The following is a 19,649-nucleotide window of genomic DNA, read 5'->3' as shown; positions in this document are numbered from 1 at the left end:
CCCCCTACCCTGACGTATGGGTGCATCTTGCCCGGCCGATCTCAGGGGGGCCATCATGCGCGCATACGGCCATTTCGAATCGTTTCTGCATACTGCGGTGACATCGGCGGTCGTCCTGCTCGCACTCGCTCTCCTCCCCGCGCTGGGCGCCTGCGCGCCGTTCCAGGGGGCGGCGAGCAGCGGGGCGGAGGGCGGCGGGGCGGAGGTGCCATCCGGCACCCCCTCACCGACGCTGACGTCCGCGGGCACCGCGGGGACGTTCCTCGCGACGGGCGCGTGTGCGCAGAGCGATCCGCTGGGCTCGTACCGGGAGGTGGCGTGCTCGAACCCGAACGCCATCGCCCAGGTCACGATCCGTTTCCACGGTCTGCTGCCGGACGCGTCACCGTCGGCGGACGCGTCATCGCCGGCAGTGGCGTCATCGCCTGCGGCGTTGCCGGACACCCGGGCGACCTCGACGGCAGCGACCGTACGGGCGGGGAACCGCTGTCCGGAGACGACCGACTTCGTCCTGACCGTGTCGTCGGGCCGGGCGCCGGGCTACGCCTGCATGCGCAAGCGCGAGGGCCCGCACCCCGGTGACCCGGGGGCGGGCGGTGGGCCGCGCACCATCGTCGGCGACTGCGTCTACCTGGCGGGTGCCGGTCAGGTGAAGGAGACGGCCTGCGACGGATCCAGCCGGAACGAGCCCGGGTACCGGGTGGACTCGATCGCGCCCGACCGGGCGGGATGCCCGCGGGGGACGGCCCTGTTCGTGGGCGTCGGGCAGGCGGGCATCGGGTGTGCCCGCCGGCTGTGAGCCGCGCCCTCGTCCTCGTGATCGCTCGGCCACGTACCTGATCGTCCGTGATCCCGGGTCCGCTCCGGTCCGCACCGGCCCGCACCGGACCCGTGATCACGTCCGCGTCCGCCCTACAGCGGGTGGCGTTCCAGCACGTCGTCCGGCACGTCGAGCTTCGCGTCGAACGACGGCGTGCGCGTCGTGGCCGGGGTGACGCCCGCCCACTTCAGCACCTCGGCGGTCGCCTTGGCGTTGTCCGCGGGGTTGAGCGCGGCGATGTTCGCGCCGTGGTTGGCGCCGGGCGCCCACATCACGAAGGAGTCCTTCGCGCCCTTCCCGAGGCGGAACGGCTCCGCGCCCCACGGGTCGTTCGTGCCGTAGACGAACAGCATCCGCTGGGCGTGGTGCCGCACCCAGTCGTCCACGTCGGGCATCGCCTGTGGCTTGAACGTCATCGGGATGGAGCGCGGCACGTACGAGCGCGGCTGGTAGATGCCCGGGTAGCGCAGCAGCCCCTTGAGGTGCGGGGTCGCGAAGGTGGGCGCGCCGAGCTGGGTGCCTGCCTGGTAGAAGTACGGCGTGTAGTACTCCAGGCCCTGGTCGGTGTAGAAGTCGAAGCCGGAGATGGTGTCGATGAAGCTGTACAGCTCATCGGTGGTCGCGGCCGGCTTGGGAACGGTCGGGCACTCCGACTCCAGGTGGTACTGCCAGAACGCCCACACCAGGTCCAGCACGACGTTCTCGTACGCCCTGTCGGCGCTGCCCACGGTGGTGAAGGTCAGCGCGTTGTCGTCGGCGTACTTCTGGTAGCGGGCGACGATCTCGTCCCGGCGTACCAGAGCCTCGCGCTGCACGGCGTCGAGCGCGGCGCGGCAGTCGGCGTTGCCGACGGTCCTGAAGAACTCCGTGTAGGCCGAGTCCTCCTTGTTGACAACGTCGTTGGGCGCGACGTAGGCGACCGTTCCGTCCATGTCGTTCGGGTAGAAGCGGCGGAAGTACGTGGCGGTCATGCCGCCCTTGCTGCCGCCGGTGTCGATCCAGTTGCGGTGGTAGATGCGGTCCAGCGCCTGGAAGATCCGGTGCTGGTCGCTGGCCGCCTGCCAGATGTCGAGCTTGGACCAGTCGGCCGGTTCGGCGGGGCGGGACGGCGTGAAGAACCGGTACTCCATGGAGACCTGGTTCCCGTCGATGAGCCGGGTCGGCTCCGACCGGCCCGCGTTCGTGGAGAGCCCGTAGCCGGAGGTGAAGAAGACCGTCGGACGGTCGGTCGCCTTGTGGAGCACCGTCAGCCGCTGCTGGAAGGTGCCCTTCCAGGGGTGGCGGTGGTCGATCGGCTGGGTGTAGTTGAGGACGAAGTACCGGTAGCCAGTGACCGGCTTCTCCTCGATGAGGGTCATCCCGGGTATGGCCAGGATGCGGTCCTTGATATCCGTGCTCGCCGCGGCGGCGTTCGTGCTTGCCGTGGCCGCGCCGTCCGGCCGGCCGGCGGCGGTGGCCGTCCCCGTCGCACCGGCCCCGACCGCACCGGTCGCGCCGACGAGCAGCATCAGTGACAGCAGCCATCTGAGCGCCTTACGCATGCACCCTCCCCTGGGTTCACGGACGTTGCCGCAGAACCTAGGGGAGCGACGGTCTTACCACCAGAGGGCGTTCCGGCAGTGCTTTATCAGGCGGCGGCCCGCACTTCACCGACGAATGTGCGCCACAAGTGGGCGTATCGCCCGTCCGCGGCGAGCAGTTCGTCATGTGTGCCGTCCTCGATGACGCGGCCGTGATCGAGCAGGACGACGCGGTCGGCGCGCGCGGCCGTGGTCAGCCGGTGCGCGACGACGAGCGTGGTGCGCCGGACCGCCAGCCGGTCGGCGGCCTGGTTGACCAGTCCTTCCGTGGCCAGGTCCAGTGCGGCCGTCGCCTCGTCCAGCAGCAGGATGTCGGGATCGACAAGCTCGGCCCTGGCCAGGGCTATCAGTTGCCGCTGGCCCGCCGACAGGTTGCGGCCGCGCTCGGTGACCAGGTGCAGATAGCCGCCGTCGAGCGTCGCGATCATGTCGTGCGCGCCGACGGCACGCGCCGCGGCCTCGACCTCCGCGTCGGTCGCGGCCATCCGCCCGTACGCGATGGAGTCGCGCACCGTTCCGGCGAAGAGGTAGGGCTCCTGCGGCACTACGCCCAGCCGCTGCCGGTAGGCCGTCATGTCCAGTTCGCGGATGTCGGTGCCGTCGACCAGCACGCCGCCGCCGGTCGGGTCGTAGAACCGGGCGACCAGTTTGACCAGCGTGGACTTGCCCGCGCCCGTCTCGCCGACGAAGGCGACCGTCTGCCCGGCCGGGATGCGCAGGTCCACGCCGCTCAGCGCCTCGGCGCCGTCCCCGTAACGGAAGTGCACGTCCTTGAAGGTGATCTCGCCGCGCAGCGACGGGACGGGCAGTGGACGGGCCGCGGCCGGGGTGGTACTCGGCACCCGCAGCAGTTCGCGGATCCGGCCGAGCGACACCGACGCCTGCTGGTATCCGTCGAAGACCTGCGACAACTGCTGCACCGGAGCGAAGAACAGATCGATGTAGAGCAGGTACGCGACGAGCGCGCCCGCGGTCAGCGTGCCCGCGCCGACCCGCTGGGCGCCGACGATCAGTACCAGCGCGGCCGCACCGCTGGACAGCAGTTGGACGAACGGGAAGTACACCGAGATCAGGAACTGTCCGCGCACCCGGGCCTCGCGGTAGGAGCTGCTGCGCTCAGCGAAGCGGACGGCGCCGACGCGTTCGCGCCGGAAGGCCTGCACGATACGGAGCCCGGCGACGTTCTCCTGAAGGTCCGCGTTGACGACGGCGACGCGTTCGCGGGCCAGTTCGTACGCCCGGACCGACTTGCGGCGGAAGACCCAGGTGGCCAGCACGAGCGGCGGGAGGGTCGCGAAGACCAGCAGCGCCAGCTCCATGTCCAGGGCGAGCAGCGCGACGAGGATGCCGAAGAAGGTGAGGACGCTTACCAGGGCGGTGACCAGTCCGGTCTGCAGGAATGTCGACAAAGCGTCGACGTCCGTGGTCATCCGGGTCATGATGCGGCCGGTCAGTTCGCGCTCGTAGTAGTCGAGGCCGAGCCGGTGCAGATGCGAGAAGATCTTCACTCGCAGGGTGTAGAGGACGCGTTCGCCGGTCCTGCCGGTCAGCCGCGCGGAACCCCACTGCGCCGCCCACTGGACGACGACGATCACCAGGCCGGCGGCCGAGGCCGCCCAGACCGCGCCGAGCGCGGCCTCCCGGACGCCGGAGTCGATGCCGTGCCTGATCAGCACGGGCAGCATCAGTCCTGCGATGGCGTCCGCGGCCACCAGCAGGAGGCTGAGCAGCAGCGGGGTGCGGAAGCCGCGCAGCAGGCTGCGCAGGCCGAACTCCTCTTCGACGAGGCGGGCCCGCGCCTCGTTGACCCCCGGGGTGTCGGTGGCGGGCGGCAGCGCCGCCACCTTCGCGAGCAGGTCGGGCGAGGCGGGCATCCCGGCCATGGCGGCGGCCATGCCGCCGGGTCCGCCTCCCGCCGGAGCGGCCGGGGCGGAACCGTTCGCGTGGGTCGTGCCCGGCGCGGGTCCGTCCGCCGGAAGCGGTTTTCCGCGCCACAGCGCGGCCGTCACCCCGTCGGACGGGGCGGACTTGTGCAGGGCGTCGGGTGCGGTGCCGGTGCGTTCCGCCAGCCCGGTCGCGGCACCCTCGCCGGCCCAGGCGGCGGCGAGCACCCCGGCCGGGTCGGCGGTGACGACGTCGGCGCCGAGCGCGTCCGGGTCGGTCAGCAGCTTGCGGAACAGCGCGGAGCGCTCTTCCAGTTCGTCATGGGTGCCGATGTCCGCCAGCCGGCCGTCCTCCAGGACGGCGATGCGGTCGGCGAGCGCCAGCGTCGAGCGGCGGTGCGCGATGAGCAGCGTCGTCCGCCCGGTCACGACCTCGCGCAGCGCGTCGAAGATCTCCGCCTCGACCTGGGCGTCGACCGCCGAGGTCGCGTCGTCCAGGAGCAGCAGCCGCGGGTCGGTCAGGATCGCGCGGGCGAGGGCGACGCGCTGCCGCTGGCCGCCGGACAGGGTCAGGCCCTGTTCACCGACCACGGTGGCGTAGCCCTCGGGAAGCGCCTCTATGAACTCGTGCGCCTGCGCCGCGCGGGTCGCGGCGAACACCTGCTCGTCGGTGGCATCCGGGAATCCGTAGGCGATGTTGGAGCGCACGGTGTCGGAGAACAGGAAGCTGTCCTCGGGCACCATGCCGATGGCGCCGCGCAGCGAGTCGAAGGTGAGGTCGCGGACGTCCTCGCCGCCGATGCGCACCGAGCCGCCGGTCGCGTCGTAGAAGCGCGGCAGCAGCAGCGAGACGGTGGACTTCCCGGAGCCGGACGCGCCGACGACGGCGACGGTCTCACCGGGCTCGACGCGCAGTGAGAAGTCGGCGAGCACCGGCCGCTCGGGGTCGTAGCCGAAGGTGACGTGGTCGAACTCGACGGTGGCCGCGCCGTCGGGCAGCGTGCGGGCGCCCTCCTCCAGCGTCGGCTCGGTGTCGATCAGTTCCAGCACGCGCTCGACGCCGGCCCGCGCCTGCTGTCCGACGGTCAGCATCATGGTCAGCATCCGTACCGGGCCGGTGAGTTGCGCGAGGTACGTGGAGAACGCGACGAACGTGCCGAGGGTGATCTGCCCGCGGGTCGCCATCCATCCGCCGAGCGCCAGCATGCCCACCTGGCCGATCGAGGGGACGGCCTGCAGGGCCGGGCTGTAGCGCGCGTTCAGCCGGATCGTGCGGAGGCGGCCGGCGAAGAGCTTCTTGCTGACGCCCTCCAGCTTGTCCATCTCCTGCTGCTCCTGGCCGAAGCCCTTCACGACGCGGACGCCGGTGACGGACCCGTCGACGATGCCCGCGACGGCCGCCGCCTGTCCCTGGGCGTACCAGGTGGCGGGGAAGAGTTTCTTGCGGCTGCGGTCGGCGATGAACCACAGGGCGGGGGCGACGGCGAGCGCGACGAGGGTGAGGAGTGGGGAGAGGGTGAGCATCACGATCAGGGAGAGCACGAACAACAGCACGTTGCCGATCATCATCGGCAGCATGAAGAGCAGGCCCTGGATGAGCTGCAGGTCGCTGGTGGCCCTGCCGACCACCTGGCCGGTGTCCAGTTCGTCCTGCCGCCGGCCGTCCAGCCGGGTCAGCGAGCGGAACATGTCGCTGCGCAGGTCGTGCTGCACATCGAGGGCGAGCCGACCGCCGTAGAAACGCCGCACGTACGTCAGGAGGTACACGGCGACCGCGGCGACCACCAGCACGATCGCCCACGGCAGCAGCGGACGGTCGTGCGCGACCACCACGTCGTCAATGATCAGCTTCGGCACCAGCGGCACGAGCGCGAGGACCGCCATCCCTCCCAGCGACGCGCCCAACGCCAGCAGTACGTTGCGGCGGTACCGCCAGCAATAGCCGACCAACCGCCGCAACCAGCCCTGCTCCGGCTCAACCTTCGCCGATGTCACCCGGGTCCTCCCACTGATCCATGACTACCCGACCCTGCAACGCGCCGGCGTGCGGATTTCATCCTGCTGCAACAATCCGCAGCTGAAGAGGGGCCAAGGTCGCACGTCTCCCGGGCGATGGACCTAAGCCTTGCTCGAGCCGGGCCGCCCCTGACGGGGCGAGCCCCGCCCGGCAGTGCGGCCGCAGGATTCGACGGCGGGGTCGCTCGCGTCGCGGACGTCACCCGGCGTTTCGACGGGCCTCCGATATCTGCCGGGACATGATCGTGGTCAGCTCGTACGCCGTGTGGGAGGCGGCGACGGAGGTGATCTCCGCGTGGTCGTACGCGGGGGCGACCTCGACGACGTCGGCGGAGACCAGGTGGCAGGAGGAGAGCCCGCGGATGATCTCCAGCAGCTCCCGCGAGGTGAGCCCGCCGGCCTCCGGGGTGCCGGTGCCCGGGGCATGCGCCGGGTCCAGGACGTCGATGTCGATGGAGATGTACAGCGGACGGTCGCCGATGCGCTCACGCAGTTGCTGCGCGACCTCGTCGACACCGCGGCGCATGACGTCCGCCGACGTGACGATGCCGAAGCCCATCTTCTCGTCGTCATCCAGGTCCTTCTTGCCGTACAGCGGGCCGCGGGTGCCGACGTGCGAGAGCGCCTCGGTGTCGAGGATGCCCTCCTCGACGGCGCGGCGGAACGGCGTGCCGTGCGTGTACTCGGCGCCGAAGTACGTGTCCCACGTGTCCAGGTGCGCGTCGAAGTGCAGCAGTGCGACCGGCCCGTGCTTGCGGGCGACCGAGCGCAGCAGCGGCAGCGCGATGGTGTGGTCGCCGCCGAGGGTCATCAGACGGGCGCCGGTGTCGAGCAGATCGTCGGCGGCGGCCTGGATGGATTCGACGGCCTCGTTGATGTTGAACGGGTTGGCGGCGATGTCTCCCGCGTCCGCGACCTGGGCGAGCGCGAACGGCGAGGCGTCCTGCGCCGGGTTGTACGGGCGCAGCAGCCGGGATGCCTCACGGATGGCGTTGCCGCCGAAGCGGGCGCCGGGGCGGTACGAGACCCCGCTGTCGAACGGCACACCGACCACGGCGACGTCCGCGGTGCCGACCTCGTCCAGCCGGGGCAGCCGGGCGAACGTGGCGGGGCCGGCGTACCGCGGAATGCGGGACGAGTCGATCGGTCCGCGCGGTTCGTTGCTGCTCATCGGGGTGCCTTCTTTCGTGTCACTCGTGGTGCTTCGATGTGATTCGAGTGTCCCCCGGCCCGCCGACACGCGAGCTGGGCCTGTGGATAACTTCGGTTCACGGCGATTCCGGAGCCGACCCTAAGTGGCCCGGGGAAAGCACTGAAGTGTACGTTTCCTCCATTAAATGTCTCCACCGTGGATGGATCGCACATGCCGGTACTGGTACCGCCCACTCCCCCGGTTCCGCTCGCCGACCTGCTGGCCCGCCAGGACCTGGGACTTCGCCAGGTCGCGGGTCCGCGCGAGGACATCCCCGTCCACTGGGTGCACGCCAGCGAGATGGCGGACCCGGTGCCGTACCTCCTGGGCGGCGAACTGCTGCTGACCGCCGGAGCGCACTTCCCGTCGGCGAGCGACACGACGGAGTACCTCGACCACTACGTGGTGCGCGCCCTGGAAGCGGGTGCCGCAGCGCTCGGTTTCGGGCTCGCGCCCGTCCATGACGAGACACCCCGCGCCCTCGTGGAGGCGTGCGACCGGTACGGCCTGCCTCTGGTGGAGGTCCCGCCGCAAACCCCGTTCACCGCGGTCGCACGGGCCGTCTGGCAGGCGATGGCCGAGGCCCGCCATCGCGAGCTGCGCCGGGTCACCGAGGCCCAGCGCTCCCTGGCATCCGCCGCCGCCCGCCCCGAGCCGGTCCCCGCCGTGCTGCGCCAGCTCGCCCACCACCTGGGCGGCTGGGCGGCTCTCCTCGGCCCCGGCGGAGGGGAGTTGTACGGGGCGGGCAGCCACCCCGGGCCGCCGGTGCGCGCGGCGCTCAACAAGCTGGCGCAGGTGGTCAGGCCGCTGCCGGGCGACCGGCCGCAGGACATGCCGACTCCGTCGTCCGCCACCGACACCGTCACCGGCACGCATCTGGCGGCCTACGCGCTCGCCGGGAGTGCCCCCGGCGAGGGGCTGGTGCTGGCAGTCGCCGCGGAGCGGCGCGACGCCGCGGACAACGCGCTCACCGGCGTCGCCACCGTGCTGCTCTCGCTGCTCACCGGCCCTTACCAGGGCACGGCCGACACCGACCGTTCGGCCGCCCTCGTGCGGCTGCTGCTCGGCGCGCGCCCGGAGGACGTCGCGCCCCTGCTGACCGGTCCCGCCCGGCCGGCCGCGGAGGCCGGCCAGGGGCCGCGCTGGATCGTGGTGCACGGGCACCGCCGAGGCTCCGGCCCCGCCCGGGACGAGGCGGCGCCCCTGGCCGCCGCCGCTCTGGCCGCCGCCCTCGGCACGGCCCTGGTCGACGCGGACGGGGACGCCGTCCGGGCCCTGCTGCCGGCCGACCGCCAGGTCTCCGCTCAGCCGGGCTGGACCCTCGGGGTCAGCGGTTCCGCGTCCACGGGAGAACTCTCCGCGGCCGACGCCCAGGCGGCGGGGGCGCTGCGCCGGGCCGTCGCGAACCGCTCCGAGCTGGCCCGCCACCGCGGCGGCGCGGGCATGGCGGCGCTCGTGGCGCCCGAGGAGGCGCGGGCGCAGGCCCGCGCGCTGCTGGAACCGCTGCTGGACTCCCCCGCCCTCGTGGAGACGCTCCGTGCCTGGCTGGCGCTGCACGGCAGCTGGGACCGCAGCGCCGTCGCGCTGGAAGTGCACCGCAACACGGTCCGGCAGCGCATCGCGCGGACCGCAGCGCTCCTCGACGCGGATCTGGACGACCCCGACACCCGTATGGACCTCTGGTTCGCCCTGCGCTGGCTGTGAGCAGCGCCGACGTCTGCTCCGCGCCGGCGTCGGGGCGGACACGGAGGACCGGGGAATCCTCGTCGGTGACCGGTGGGGAAGCCCGTCCAGGACGCCTCCGAGGGTCACACATCGGTGTCGATCACCCTCGGCCTCTACGCCCGTGCGGCCAGGCGCGACAATAAGACACATGCCCCATGACACGACGCCGTCCCGCCAGTCCCTCGCCGAGCACCTCATACGCACCCGCATCGCGGGTGACGTGGCCACGAGCCGCGAGAACAACCTCGATCACTACCGTGAGCTCGCCGAGGGGAACCGCTACTACTGGTTGGGTCTGGATCTCGGCGAACGCTGGACGGATCCGCAGGCCGTGCTGGAACTCATGGTGGAACGCTGCGGGGTCGTCGCCAACCCGAAGCACCGCAGGGGGCAGGACACCATCGACGCGGAACTGACGATCGACGCGCTGGACCGGATGGCCGTCGAACTGCGCAAGGCCGCGGAATCCCGGGCCCGCGTGCTGTTCGCCACCGGCCACCCGGCCGGGATGTTCGCCGTGCACCAGGCGCTCGCCGCCGCGCTGCGCGACGCGGGATGCGAGATCCTGCTGCCCGCGGACCGCCTCTACGCCGACAACGGCGAGATCCGGCACATCGGTGGCGTGTCCGTCCTGCACCGCGGCGGGAACCTCATGCACACCCACTCCCCCGACCCGATGCGGGAGGTGCTGGACGCCATGGAGCACGAAGGGCGGGAGCCCGATCTCGTCGTCGCCGACCACGGGTGGGCGGGTTTCGCCGGCAGCCAGGGCATCGACACGGTCGGTTTCGCGGACTGCAACGACCCCGCGCTGTTCGTCGGCGAGGCCGAGGGCGACCTGACAGTGACGGTCCCCCTGGACGACAACGTGCCGCCCCACCTCTACGACCCGCTCACCGCCTACCTGCTGGCCGCCGCGGGCCTCGAAGCACGGAACTGAGCCGGCCGCGGGCACGCGGCCTACCTCCGCGCAGCGGATCCGGACTCTGCGGATCCGGAGTCTCTGGTTACGATCGCAGAGGGGCTCCAGAAGGCAGGCGCAACGTGATCCATGTAGCGATCGTCGATGACGAGGCGCTGGTCAGGGTTGCCCTGCGGCGGATTCTGGAGACCGCGGGAGATATCGCGGTGGTCGTCGACTGCGACGGCCGGGACGCGGTGGCCGCCATCGAGGCGGCCGGCCCCGACCTCGTACTGCTGGACGCCGTCATGCCGGCACCCGACGGGCTGACGGTCCTGCGGGAGCTGCGCGCCCTGCCGCGGCCGCCGGCCGTCGCGATGCTCACGGCGTTCGACACCAGTGCGTACATCAGTGCCGCGATGCGGGAGGGCGCCACCGGCTTCCTCCTCAAGGACACGGCCGTGGGGACGCTGATCGACTCCGTGCGGGTCCTGGCCTCCGGCGGGACGGTCTTCACCCCCACCGTCAGCCGTACCGTCGTCCGCGGCTACCTCGGGTCCGGGTCCGAACCCGACAGCCCGGGCGGCAGGGACGCCGTCGCGCTAGGGCTGCTCACCTCGCGCGAACGCGAAGTGCTCGTCCTCGTGGCGGCGGGTCTGCCGAACTCCGACATCGCGGCGCGGCTGGGCATCACGGTCGCCACCGTCAAGGATCATGTGCGCGCGGTGCTGCGGAAGCTGGACGCGCCCAACCGGGTGGCCGCGGCCGTGCTCGCCCACCGCGCGGGACTCGTCCCGGCGGCGGAGCGGACGTGAGGCCGCGGTCGGCCGTCCCGGAGGCCGTCCTGATCGCCCTCTCCGCGTCCGAGGTGTGGGCGACGCGGTCGCTGGGCGGCTCCCTCTCGCTCGCCGTCGCGTGCACCGCGACGGCCGCGCTCCTGGTGCGCCGCAGGTTTCCGCTGCTGGCCTTCGCGGCGACGCTGCCCGCGCTCTCGCTCGGGTACGTGTGGCTGGCGCCGATGGCCGCGCTCCACCAGGTCGCCTACGGCGGGACGGGCCGCGTGGCGGCGGACGTCGCCGGAGCCCCGTCCGGACCCCGTGTCACGCCCCGCATGTGGGTCATCGGCGGCTGCTCCGCGGCGGTGGCCGTGGTCTCGTTCGTCCCCTGGCCATGGCTCGGCACGATCGACTGGGAGCCCGCGGCCACCATCCTGGCCCTGCTGCTCTCCGCCCTGCTGGCCACCGCCCCGACGGCGCTGGGGCTGCTCGGCGCCTCGCGGCGGGAGCTGGCGGACCGCCTCGCGGAACTGGCCGCGAGCCGGGAACGCGAGGCGCGGCTCGCCGCCGAGCAGGCGGTCGTCCGGGAACGCGCGCGGCTCGCCCGCGAGATGCACGACACCGTCGCCCACCACATCAGCCTCATCGCGGTGCAGTCCGGCGCGCTGGAGGTCACCGCGCGGAGCCAGGAGGCCCGTGACGCGGCGGGAGCGGTGCGCGAGCTGAGCCGGGACGCGCTGGACGAACTACGCCGCATGGTGGGCCTCCTGCGGCTTCCCGTGACGAACGGGGCCGGCCCGTCGGACGCGGTCGACGCGTCGGGCCGGGCGGACGCGGCGGTCCTCATGACGCCCGCCGGCCCCGGGCTGGCCGAGCTGACCGCGCTGCTGGCGACGGCCGGTCCCACGGTGCGGGGCCGGGTCGACGCGGGAAGCTGCCCCGCGCCGGTCGGGCAGGCCGCCTACCGGATCGTGCAGGAGTCGCTGACCAACGTGCGCAAGCACGCGACGGGCGCCGCGACGGAGGTCGACGTGCGGCTGGCCGAGAGCCGGCTCCTCGTCAGCGTCCGCAACGGCCCCGCGAGCGACCCGCCGGGCCCGCTGCTGCCCTCCGGCGGCCACGGCCTCACCGGCCTGCGGGAACGCGCCGCCCAGCTCGGCGGCACCCTCGACGCGGGCGCCCAGCCCGACGGCGGCTTCCTGGTACGGGCCGTTCTCCCCGTCATCTAGGGCCGGTCTTCAAAGTGGCGGCATCCGCCCGGAGGGCGGGCCCGGCGGCGTCTGGTGCGTGCGATCGCAAGGCGGAGGGTCGCCCCTGTACCGGGGTACGTGGATGCGCCCGACAACTGGGGGCACCCCCAGCGGTAGCTGGGGGACAGCGTGCGTGCCAGGCGGCGCCGGGCAGGCGGCAGTTTGAAGACCGGCCCTAGCGGGGGACGCGGACCACGCCCTCCTGGATCACGGACGCCACGAGGCGCCCGTCCTGGGTGTAGATCCGCGCCGTGCCCAGTCCCCGGCCGCCGGACGCCGACGGGCTCTGCTGGTCGTACAGCAGCCATTCGTCGGCCCGGAAGGGCCGGTGGAACCACATGGCGTGGTCCAGGCTGGCGCCCACGACGTCGCCGACCGCCCAGCCGCCGCGCCCGTGGGCAAGGAGTACCGAGTCCAGCAGCGTCATGTCCGAGACGTACGTGGCCAGGCAGACGTGCAGCAGCGGGTCGTCCGCGAGCTTGCCGCGGGTGCGGAACCACACCTGGGAGCGCGGTTCGCGCGGGCCCTGCCCGGCGGCGAGGAACGGGGGGTCCTCGGCGTACCGCAGGTCGACGGCGGCCCGCGCCTCCAGGAGGCGGTCGACGACCTTGGGGTCGGGGAACCTGTCCGCGTGCGCGGGGAGCAGTTCCTCGGCGGTGGGCAGCGACTCGGGGTCCGGCGCCGGCGGCATGGGCTCCTGGTGCTCGAGCCCTTCCTCGTGCTCCTGGAAGGACGCCGACAGATGGAAGATCGGCAGCCCGTGCTGAACGGCCACCACCCTTCGGGTGGCGAAGGAGCGGCCGTCCCGGATCCGGTCCACCTGGTAGACGATCGGCGCACCGGGATCGCCGGGCCGCAGGAAGTACGCGTGCAGGGAGTGCGCGGCCCGGTCGCCGGGGACGGTGCGGCCCGCCGCGACCAGGGCCTGGGCGGCCACCTGGCCGCCGAAGACCCGGGGCACGACCGCCGACCTGCTGATGCCGCGGAAGATGTCCTGCTCGATCCGCTCCAGGTCGAGCAGATCGAGCAGGGACGTCAGTGCCGTGTTCACAGGGAAGCGCTCACAGGCCCATCGACTTGGCGATGATGGAGCGCATGACCTCGCTGGTGCCGCCGTAGATGCGGTTCACGCGGTTGTCCGCGTACAGGCGGGCGATGGGGTACTCCAGCATGTAGCCGTAGCCGCCGTGCAGCTGCAGGCACTTGTCGATGACGCGGGCCGCGACCTCGGTGCAGAAGAGCTTGGCGGAGGCGGCGTCGGCGCCGGTCAGCTCACCGGCGTCGTGCGCGTCCAGGGCACGGTCGACGACGGCCTGGGCCGCGTCCACCTCGGCCTTGCAGTCGGCGAGCACGAACTTGGTGTTCTGGAACGCGGCGACGGACTGACCGAAGACGGTGCGGTCCTGCACGTACGCCTTGGCGAAGGCGATGGCGGCGGAGGCCTGCGCGTACGCGCCCATGGCGATGGCGAGGCGCTCCTGCGGCAGGTTCTGGCCGAGGTAGGAGAAGCCCTTGCCCTCCTCTCCGAGCAGGTCCTCGACGGGCACCTTCACGTCGGTGAAGGACAGCTCGGCGGTGTCGGAGGTCCTGAGGCCGAGCTTCTCGAGCTTGCGGCCGACGGCGTAGCCCTCGGACTTCGTGTCCACGACCAGCAGGGAGATACCCGCGCGGCGGTCCTCGGGGGTGGCCGGGGCGGTCCTGGCGCAGACGATGACGCGGTCGGCGTGGACACCGCCCGTGATGAAGGTCTTGGCGCCGTTGAGGACGTAGTGCGTGCCGTCCTCGGAGAGCTTGGCGGTGGTCTTCATGCCGGCCAGGTCGGAGCCGGTACCCGGCTCGGTCATGGCGATGGCGGTCATCAGGTCGCCGGAGACGAAGTCCGGGAGCCAGCGCTTCTTCTGCTCGTCGTTGCAGTAGGCCAGCAGGTACGGGAGGCAGAGGCCGGTGTGGACGCCGCTGCCGCCGAAGCTGACGCCCGCGCGGGCGCACTCCTCGGTGATGACGGCCTGGAACTTGAAGCTGGTCTCGCCGGCGCCGCCGAACTCCTCGGGCACTTCGATACCGAAGACGCCCAGCTCGCCGAGTTTGCGGTAGAAGTCGCGGGGGGCCTGACCGGCCTCCAGCCACTGATCGTAGACGGGGACGACCTCGGCGGCTATGAAGTCCCGGATCGTCTCGCGGAACGCTTCGTGGTCCTCGTTGAACACCGTACGACGCACTTCGCGCCTCCTTGGGGCCTGAGACATGGGGTCCGGGACGGAGATCCGGAAATTAAGCAAGCGCTCAGTAAGTTACTCGCCGGTCGTCCATGCTGTCCAGAGCCGTCAGTGCGCCGAGCGCCAGCCGGCGCAGCAGCGCCGCCGTGTCGTTCCGGTCCGGGAGCCCGCTGTGCGCCCCCAGGTGCGGAGTGGAGTTGAGCAGTCCGAAGACCGCGTGCACGGCGGCCCGCACCTGCGGTTCGGGGGCGGCGGGCCGCACCTGCCGGACGACCTCCACCCACTGCTCGACGTACTGCCGCTGGAGCTGGCGCACCAGTTTGCGGTCGGAGTCGCGCAGCCGGTCCAGCTCGCGGTCGTGCAGGGTGATCAGCGGGCGGTCGTCGAGCGCGAAGTCGATATGGCCGCGTACCAGCGCGTCCAGCGCCCCGGCCGGGTCAGAGGCCCCGGCGACCCGGGCCTTCCCGGCCGTGAGCAGCCGGCCGCTGATGCCGACGAGCAGCTCGGCGAGCATCGCGTCCTTGCCCGCGAAGTGCCGGTACAGACCGGGTCCGCTGATGCCGACCGCGGCCCCTATCTCGTCCACACCGACACCGTGGAATCCGCGTTCGGCGAAGAGCCGGGCGGCCTCCCGGAGGATCTGGTCGCGGCGGTTCTCCGTCGCCTTCGTGGGGTGCATACAGCGAGTCTAGACAATCCCGTTAGCGAGCGTTAACGTGAAGCCCACCACGTTAACGCTCGCTAACTTCCGGGGGCCCGACACATGGCAGCACCCGTCCTCTCCAGCGCCGCCGATCCGGCGTCGGAGACCTACCGCGCCAATGCGGCGGCGCACGCCGAACTGAGTGCCCGGCTGCGCGACAAGCTCGCCGCCGCCCGGCTCGGCGGCGGTGAGAAGGCCCGTGCCCGGCACACCGCGCGCGGCAAGCTCCTGCCCCGCGACCGGGTGGACGGGCTGCTCGACCCCGGGTCGCCCTTCCTGGAGCTCGCCCCGCTGGCCGCCGACGGGATGTACGACGGCCAGGCCCCGGCCGCCGGCGTCGTCGCCGGTATCGGCAGGGTCTCCGGCCGCGAGGTCGTGATCGTCGCCAACGACGCCACGGTCAAGGGCGGCACGTACTACCCCATGACGGTGAAGAAGCACCTGCGGGCGCAGGAGATCGCGCTCGACAACCGGCTGCCGTGCGTCTATCTCGTCGACTCGGGCGGCGCCTTCCTTCCCAAGCAGGACGAGGTGTTCCCGGACCGCGACCACTTCGGCCGGATCTTCTACAACCAGGCGACGATGTCGGCCCGCGGCATCCCGCAGATCGCCGCGGTGCTGGGCTCGTGCACGGCCGGCGGCGCGTACGTCCCGGCCATGAGCGACGAAGCGGTGATCGTCCGCAACCAGGGCACGATCTTCCTGGGCGGGCCGCCGCTGGTGAAGGCCGCGACCGGCGAGGTCGTCACCGCCGAGGAGCTCGGCGGCGGCGAGGTGCACTCGAGGACCTCCGGCGTCACCGACCACCTGGCCGAGGACGACGCGCACGCGCTGCTCATCGTGCGGAACATCGTGTCCACGCTCGGCCCCCGGGTTCCGCGCCCGTGGGATCTCGACCCGGTCGAGGAGCCCGCCGTGGACCCGGCGGGGCTCACCGGGGCGGTGCCCGTCGACTCGCGCACCCCGTACGACGTGCGCGAGGTCATCGCCAGGATCGTCGACGGCAGCCGGTTCGCGGAGTTCAAGTCGGAGTACGGCACCACGCTCGTCACCGGCTTCGCCCATGTCCACGGCCACCCGGTGGGCATCATCGCCAACAACGGCATCCTCTTCGCCGAATCCGCCATGAAGGGCGCCCACTTCATCGAACTGTGCGACCAGCGCGGCATCCCGCTGCTCTTCCTGCAGAACATCTCCGGGTTCATGGTGGGCCGCCAGTACGAGGCGGGCGGCATCGCCAAGCACGGCGCGAAGATGGTCACCGCGGTGGCCTGCGCGCGGGTGCCCAAGCTGACGGTCGTCATCGGCGGCTCGTACGGCGCGGGCAACTACTCGATGTGCGGACGGGCCTATTCACCGCGCTTCCTGTGGATGTGGCCCAACGCCAAGATCTCCGTGATGGGCGGCGAACAGGCCGCGTCCGTCCTCGCCACCGTCAAGCGCGACCAGATCGAGGCGGCGGGCGGCGAGTGGGAGCCCGATGAGGAGACCGCGTTCAAGGACCCCATCAGGGCCCAGTACGACACCCAGGGCAACGCCTACTACGCGACCGCCCGGCTCTGGGACGACGGCGTGATCGACCCGCTGGAGACGCGCCAGGTCCTGGGCCTCGCGCTGACCGCCTGCGCCAACGCGCCGCTGGGTGAGCCCGGCTACGGCGTCTTCCGGATGTGAGGGCAGAGATGACCATGTTCGACACCGTCCTCATCGCCAACCGCGGCGAGATCGCCGTCCGGGTGATCCGCACCCTGCGGCGCCTCGGCGTGCGCTCGGCCGCCGTGTTCAGCGACGCCGACGCCGACGCCCGGCACGTCCGCGAGGCCGACACGGCGGTCCGCGTCGAGAACTACCTGTCCATCGACGAGCAGTTGCGCGCCGCCGCCAGGACCGGGGCGCAGGCCGTCCACCCGGGCTACGGCTTCCTCGCGGAGAACGCCGCCTTCGCCCAGGCCTGCACCGACGCGGGGCTCGTCTTCATCGGACCGCCGGCCTCGGCGATCCAGCTGATGGGCGACAAGATCCGCGCCAAGGCGACCGTCCTGGAAGCCGGCGTCCCGGTCGTTCCGGGATCGTCCGGCAGCGGTCTCACCGACTCCCAGCTGATCGGCGAATCGCTGAAGATCGGCATGCCGGTGCTGCTCAAGCCCTCCGCGGGCGGCGGCGGCAAGGGCATGCGGCTGGTGCGGGACGAGGCGCTGCTCGGCGACGAGATCGCCGCCGCCCGGCGCGAGGCCCGCGGCTCCTTCGGCGACGACACCCTGCTCGTCGAGCGCTGGATCGACAGACCGCGCCACATCGAGATCCAGGTGCTGGCCGACGCCCACGGCAACGTCGTCCACCTGGGCGAGCGGGAGTGCTCGCTGCAGCGCAGGCACCAGAAGGTCATCGAGGAGGCGCCCAGCGTGCTCCTGGACGAGGCCACCCGCGCGGCGATGGGAGAGGCCGCCGTGCAGGCCGCCCGCTCCTGCGGCTATGTCGGGGCGGGCACCGTCGAGTTCATCGTCCCGGGAGCGGATCCCTCCGCGTACTGCTTCATGGAGATGAACACCCGCCTCCAGGTGGAGCACCCCGTCACCGAACTGGTCACCGGGCTGGACCTCGTCGAGTGGCAGTTGCGCGTCGCGTCCGGCGAGCGGCTGCCGTTCGGGCAGGAGGGCGTCACCCTGACCGGCCACGCCGTCGAGGCCCGGATCTGCGCCGAGGACCCGGCCCGCGGCTTCCTGCCCTCCGGCGGGACCGTGCTGTCGCTCCACGAACCGCAGGGCGACGGGGTCCGCACCGACTCCGGACTCGCCGAGGGCACCGAGATCGGCAGTCTGTACGACCCGATGCTGTCCAAGGTCATCGCGTACGGGCCCGACCGCGCCACCGCGCTGCGCAAGCTGCGCGCGGCGCTGGCCGGCACCGTCACCCTGGGGGTCGCCACCAACGCCGGCTTCCTGCGGCGGCTGCTGGCCCACCCCGAGGTGGTGTCCGGTGTCCTCGACACCGGGCTGGTGGAGCGCGAGGTCGCCTCTCTGACCTCGTCGGACGTGCCGCCCGAGGTCTACGCCGCAGCAGCTCTGCTGCGCCAGGCCGCTCTGCGACCCCCGTCGGACGCCACCACCTGGACGGATCCGTTCTCGGCCGCCGACGGCTGGCGGCTGGGCGGCGAGCCGGCCTGGACCACCCACCACCTGCGGGTGCCCGGCCACGAGCCGCTGGCCGTCCGGGTCCGGGGCGACGAGGTCCGGGTGGGCGACGCGCCGGCGGTCCCCGCGCGCCTGGTCACCGACGGGAGACGCGGCGTCCTGCACTGGGACGGAGCCACCCACTCCTTCCACCACGCGGACGCCTGGCTGGGCCGTGACGGGGACAGCTGGCACGTCGCGGACCACGACCCCGTCGCGGCCGCCCTGAGCGGCAGCGCGGGCGCCGGTGGCACCGACGCGCTCACCGCGCCGATGCCCGGCACCGTGACCGTCGTCAAGGTCGCGGTCGGGGACGAGGTGACGGCGGGCCAGAGCCTGCTCGTCGTCGAGGCGATGAAGATGGAGCACGTCATCACCGCTCCCCACGACGGCACGGTCACCGAGATCGACGTCACCGCCGGCAGCACCGTCGCCATGGACCAGGTGCTCGCCGTCGTCGCTCCCCGGGAGGAGTCATGACCGACGGACTGCCCATGTCCGTACCGGCGTCCGGTCTGCCCGCGCGGGTCAGGATCCACGAGGTCGGCGCGCGCGACGGGCTGCAGAACGAGAAGGCGACCGTCCCGACGGCGGTGAAGGCCGAGTTCATCCACCGGCTGGCCGCCGCCGGCCTCGGCACGATCGAGGCGACCAGCTTCGTGCACCCCAAGTGGGTGCCCCAACTGGCCGACGCCGCCGAACTGATGCCGCTGCTGGCGGACGTCGACGCGCACCTGCCGGTGCTGGTCCCCAACGAACGGGGGCTGGAGCGCGCACTGGCGCTCGGCGTCCGGGAGATCGCCGTCTTCGGCAGCGCGACCGAGTCGTTCGCCAAGGCCAATCTGAACCGGACCGTCGACGAGTCCCTCGCCATGTTCGAGCCGGTCGTCGCCAGGGCCCGGGAGGCCGGAGCCACCGTCCGCGGCTACCTCTCCATGTGCTTCGGAGACCCGTGGGAGGGCCCGGTCCCGGTGGACCGGGTGGCCGCCGTCGCCCGCCGGCTCCATGACCTGGGATGCACCGAGCTGAGCCTCGGCGACACGATCGGGGTCGCCACCCCCGGCCACGTCACCGCACTGCTCGCCGCCCTGGGGGAGCAGGGAATCCCGACGGACCGGCTCGCCGTGCACTTCCACGACACGTACGGCCAGGCACTGTCCAACACGCTGGCCGCCCTCCAGCAGGGTGTGACCGTCGTCGACGCCTCCGCGGGCGGCCTCGGCGGCTGCCCGTACGCGAAGAGCGCCACCGGAAACCTCGCCACAGAAGACCTCGTCTGGATGCTGAACGGCCTCGGTATCGACACCGGGGTCGACCTCGACCGCCTCACCGCCACAAGCGTGTGGATGGCGGAGCAGCTCGGGAGGCCAAGCCCCTCCCGCACCGTCCGCGCCCTCTCCCACCAGGAGCCGTAGTC

Annotated in this window: 14 protein-coding genes; 8 read left to right on the top strand and 6 right to left on the bottom strand. The window is 72.2% G+C overall.

Annotated elements, in window-relative coordinates; genetic code table 11:
* Window positions 1–97 precede the first annotated feature (97 nt).
* On the top strand, window positions 98–799 hold the full coding sequence (locus O3X23_RS05955) for a hypothetical protein (RefSeq protein WP_269270061.1): 702 nt from the start codon (window positions 98–100) through the stop codon (window positions 797–799).
* A gap of 113 nt (window positions 800–912) precedes the next feature.
* Here O3X23_RS05955 and O3X23_RS05950 read toward each other — a convergent pair whose 3' ends face one another.
* The 3 genes from O3X23_RS05950 to speB form a co-directional block, all read right to left on the bottom strand.
* Entirely contained in the window at window positions 913–2,361 is a 1,449-nt protein-coding gene (locus O3X23_RS05950; RefSeq protein ID WP_269270060.1) for a S28 family serine protease, read from the bottom strand.
* 86 nt (window positions 2,362–2,447) lie between these two features.
* Window positions 2,448–6,278: an ABC transporter ATP-binding protein gene (locus O3X23_RS05945; protein WP_269270059.1), complete on the bottom strand. Its 3,831-nt coding sequence runs from the start codon at window positions 6,276–6,278 to the stop codon at window positions 2,448–2,450.
* 220 nt (window positions 6,279–6,498) lie between these two features.
* Window positions 6,499–7,470, bottom strand: a complete 972-nt coding sequence (speB, locus tag O3X23_RS05940; protein ID WP_269270058.1) for an agmatinase — start codon at window positions 7,468–7,470, stop codon at window positions 6,499–6,501.
* 192 nt (window positions 7,471–7,662) lie between these two features.
* Here speB and O3X23_RS05935 point away from each other — a divergent pair, with 192 nt between their 5' ends.
* From O3X23_RS05935 to O3X23_RS05920, 4 genes are all read left to right on the top strand, one after another.
* A complete protein-coding gene (locus tag O3X23_RS05935) occupies window positions 7,663–9,195 on the top strand; it encodes a PucR family transcriptional regulator (RefSeq protein WP_269270057.1) in 1,533 nt (510 codons plus the stop codon).
* A 169-nt stretch (window positions 9,196–9,364) separates the two neighbouring features.
* A complete protein-coding gene (locus O3X23_RS05930; protein ID WP_269270056.1) occupies window positions 9,365–10,156 on the top strand; it encodes a phosphatase in 792 nt (263 codons plus the stop codon).
* Between the two features lie 104 nt (window positions 10,157–10,260).
* Complete coding sequence (locus O3X23_RS05925; protein WP_269270055.1) at window positions 10,261–10,932, top strand: response regulator; 672 nt, start codon at window positions 10,261–10,263, stop codon at window positions 10,930–10,932.
* Window positions 10,929–12,122 (top strand): sensor histidine kinase, encoded by a 1,194-nt coding sequence (locus O3X23_RS05920; protein ID WP_269270053.1) that lies wholly within the window; start codon window positions 10,929–10,931, stop codon window positions 12,120–12,122. The genes O3X23_RS05925 and O3X23_RS05920 overlap by 4 nt, the downstream gene beginning before the upstream one ends.
* A 196-nt stretch (window positions 12,123–12,318) precedes the next feature.
* On the opposite strand, the gene tesB is transcribed toward O3X23_RS05920, so the two are convergent.
* The 3 genes from tesB to O3X23_RS05905 all read right to left on the bottom strand — a co-directional run bounded on the left by tesB (window position 12,319) and on the right by O3X23_RS05905 (window position 15,038).
* On the bottom strand, window positions 12,319–13,194 hold the full coding sequence (gene tesB / locus O3X23_RS05915; protein ID WP_269270052.1) for an acyl-CoA thioesterase II: 876 nt from the start codon (window positions 13,192–13,194) through the stop codon (window positions 12,319–12,321).
* A gap of 10 nt (window positions 13,195–13,204) precedes the next feature.
* Window positions 13,205–14,362: an acyl-CoA dehydrogenase family protein gene (locus O3X23_RS05910; RefSeq protein ID WP_269270051.1), complete on the bottom strand. Its 1,158-nt coding sequence runs from the start codon at window positions 14,360–14,362 to the stop codon at window positions 13,205–13,207.
* A 64-nt stretch (window positions 14,363–14,426) separates the two neighbouring features.
* A complete protein-coding gene (locus O3X23_RS05905; RefSeq protein ID WP_269270050.1) occupies window positions 14,427–15,038 on the bottom strand; it encodes an SACE_7040 family transcriptional regulator in 612 nt (203 codons plus the stop codon).
* Between the two features lie 84 nt (window positions 15,039–15,122).
* Between O3X23_RS05905 and O3X23_RS05900 the strand changes: the two genes are divergently transcribed.
* The 3 genes from O3X23_RS05900 to O3X23_RS05890 are packed head-to-tail and all read left to right on the top strand — an operon-like array spanning window position 15,123 to window position 19,647.
* Window positions 15,123–16,736 carry a carboxyl transferase domain-containing protein gene (locus tag O3X23_RS05900; protein ID WP_269270048.1) on the top strand — a complete coding sequence of 538 codons (1,614 nt, stop codon included), beginning with the start codon at window positions 15,123–15,125 and terminating at the stop codon, window positions 16,734–16,736.
* 14 nt (window positions 16,737–16,750) lie between these two features.
* The gene (locus O3X23_RS05895) at window positions 16,751–18,712 is read left to right on the top strand and encodes an acetyl/propionyl/methylcrotonyl-CoA carboxylase subunit alpha (protein ID WP_269270104.1); all 1,962 of its coding nucleotides are present in this window, start codon (window positions 16,751–16,753) and stop codon (window positions 18,710–18,712) included.
* Window positions 18,709–19,647 carry a hydroxymethylglutaryl-CoA lyase gene (locus O3X23_RS05890; RefSeq protein WP_269270047.1) on the top strand — a complete coding sequence of 313 codons (939 nt, stop codon included), beginning with the start codon at window positions 18,709–18,711 and terminating at the stop codon, window positions 19,645–19,647. The genes O3X23_RS05895 and O3X23_RS05890 overlap by 4 nt, the downstream gene beginning before the upstream one ends.
* Window positions 19,648–19,649: the final 2 nt, after the last annotated feature.

This window comes from Streptomyces sp. H39-S7, assembly GCF_027158205.1.
Lineage (GTDB): Bacteria > Actinomycetota > Actinomycetes > Streptomycetales > Streptomycetaceae > Actinacidiphila.
Note: the sequence above shows the minus strand (reverse complement) of the source record. Positions and strands in the feature narration are given on the sequence as shown.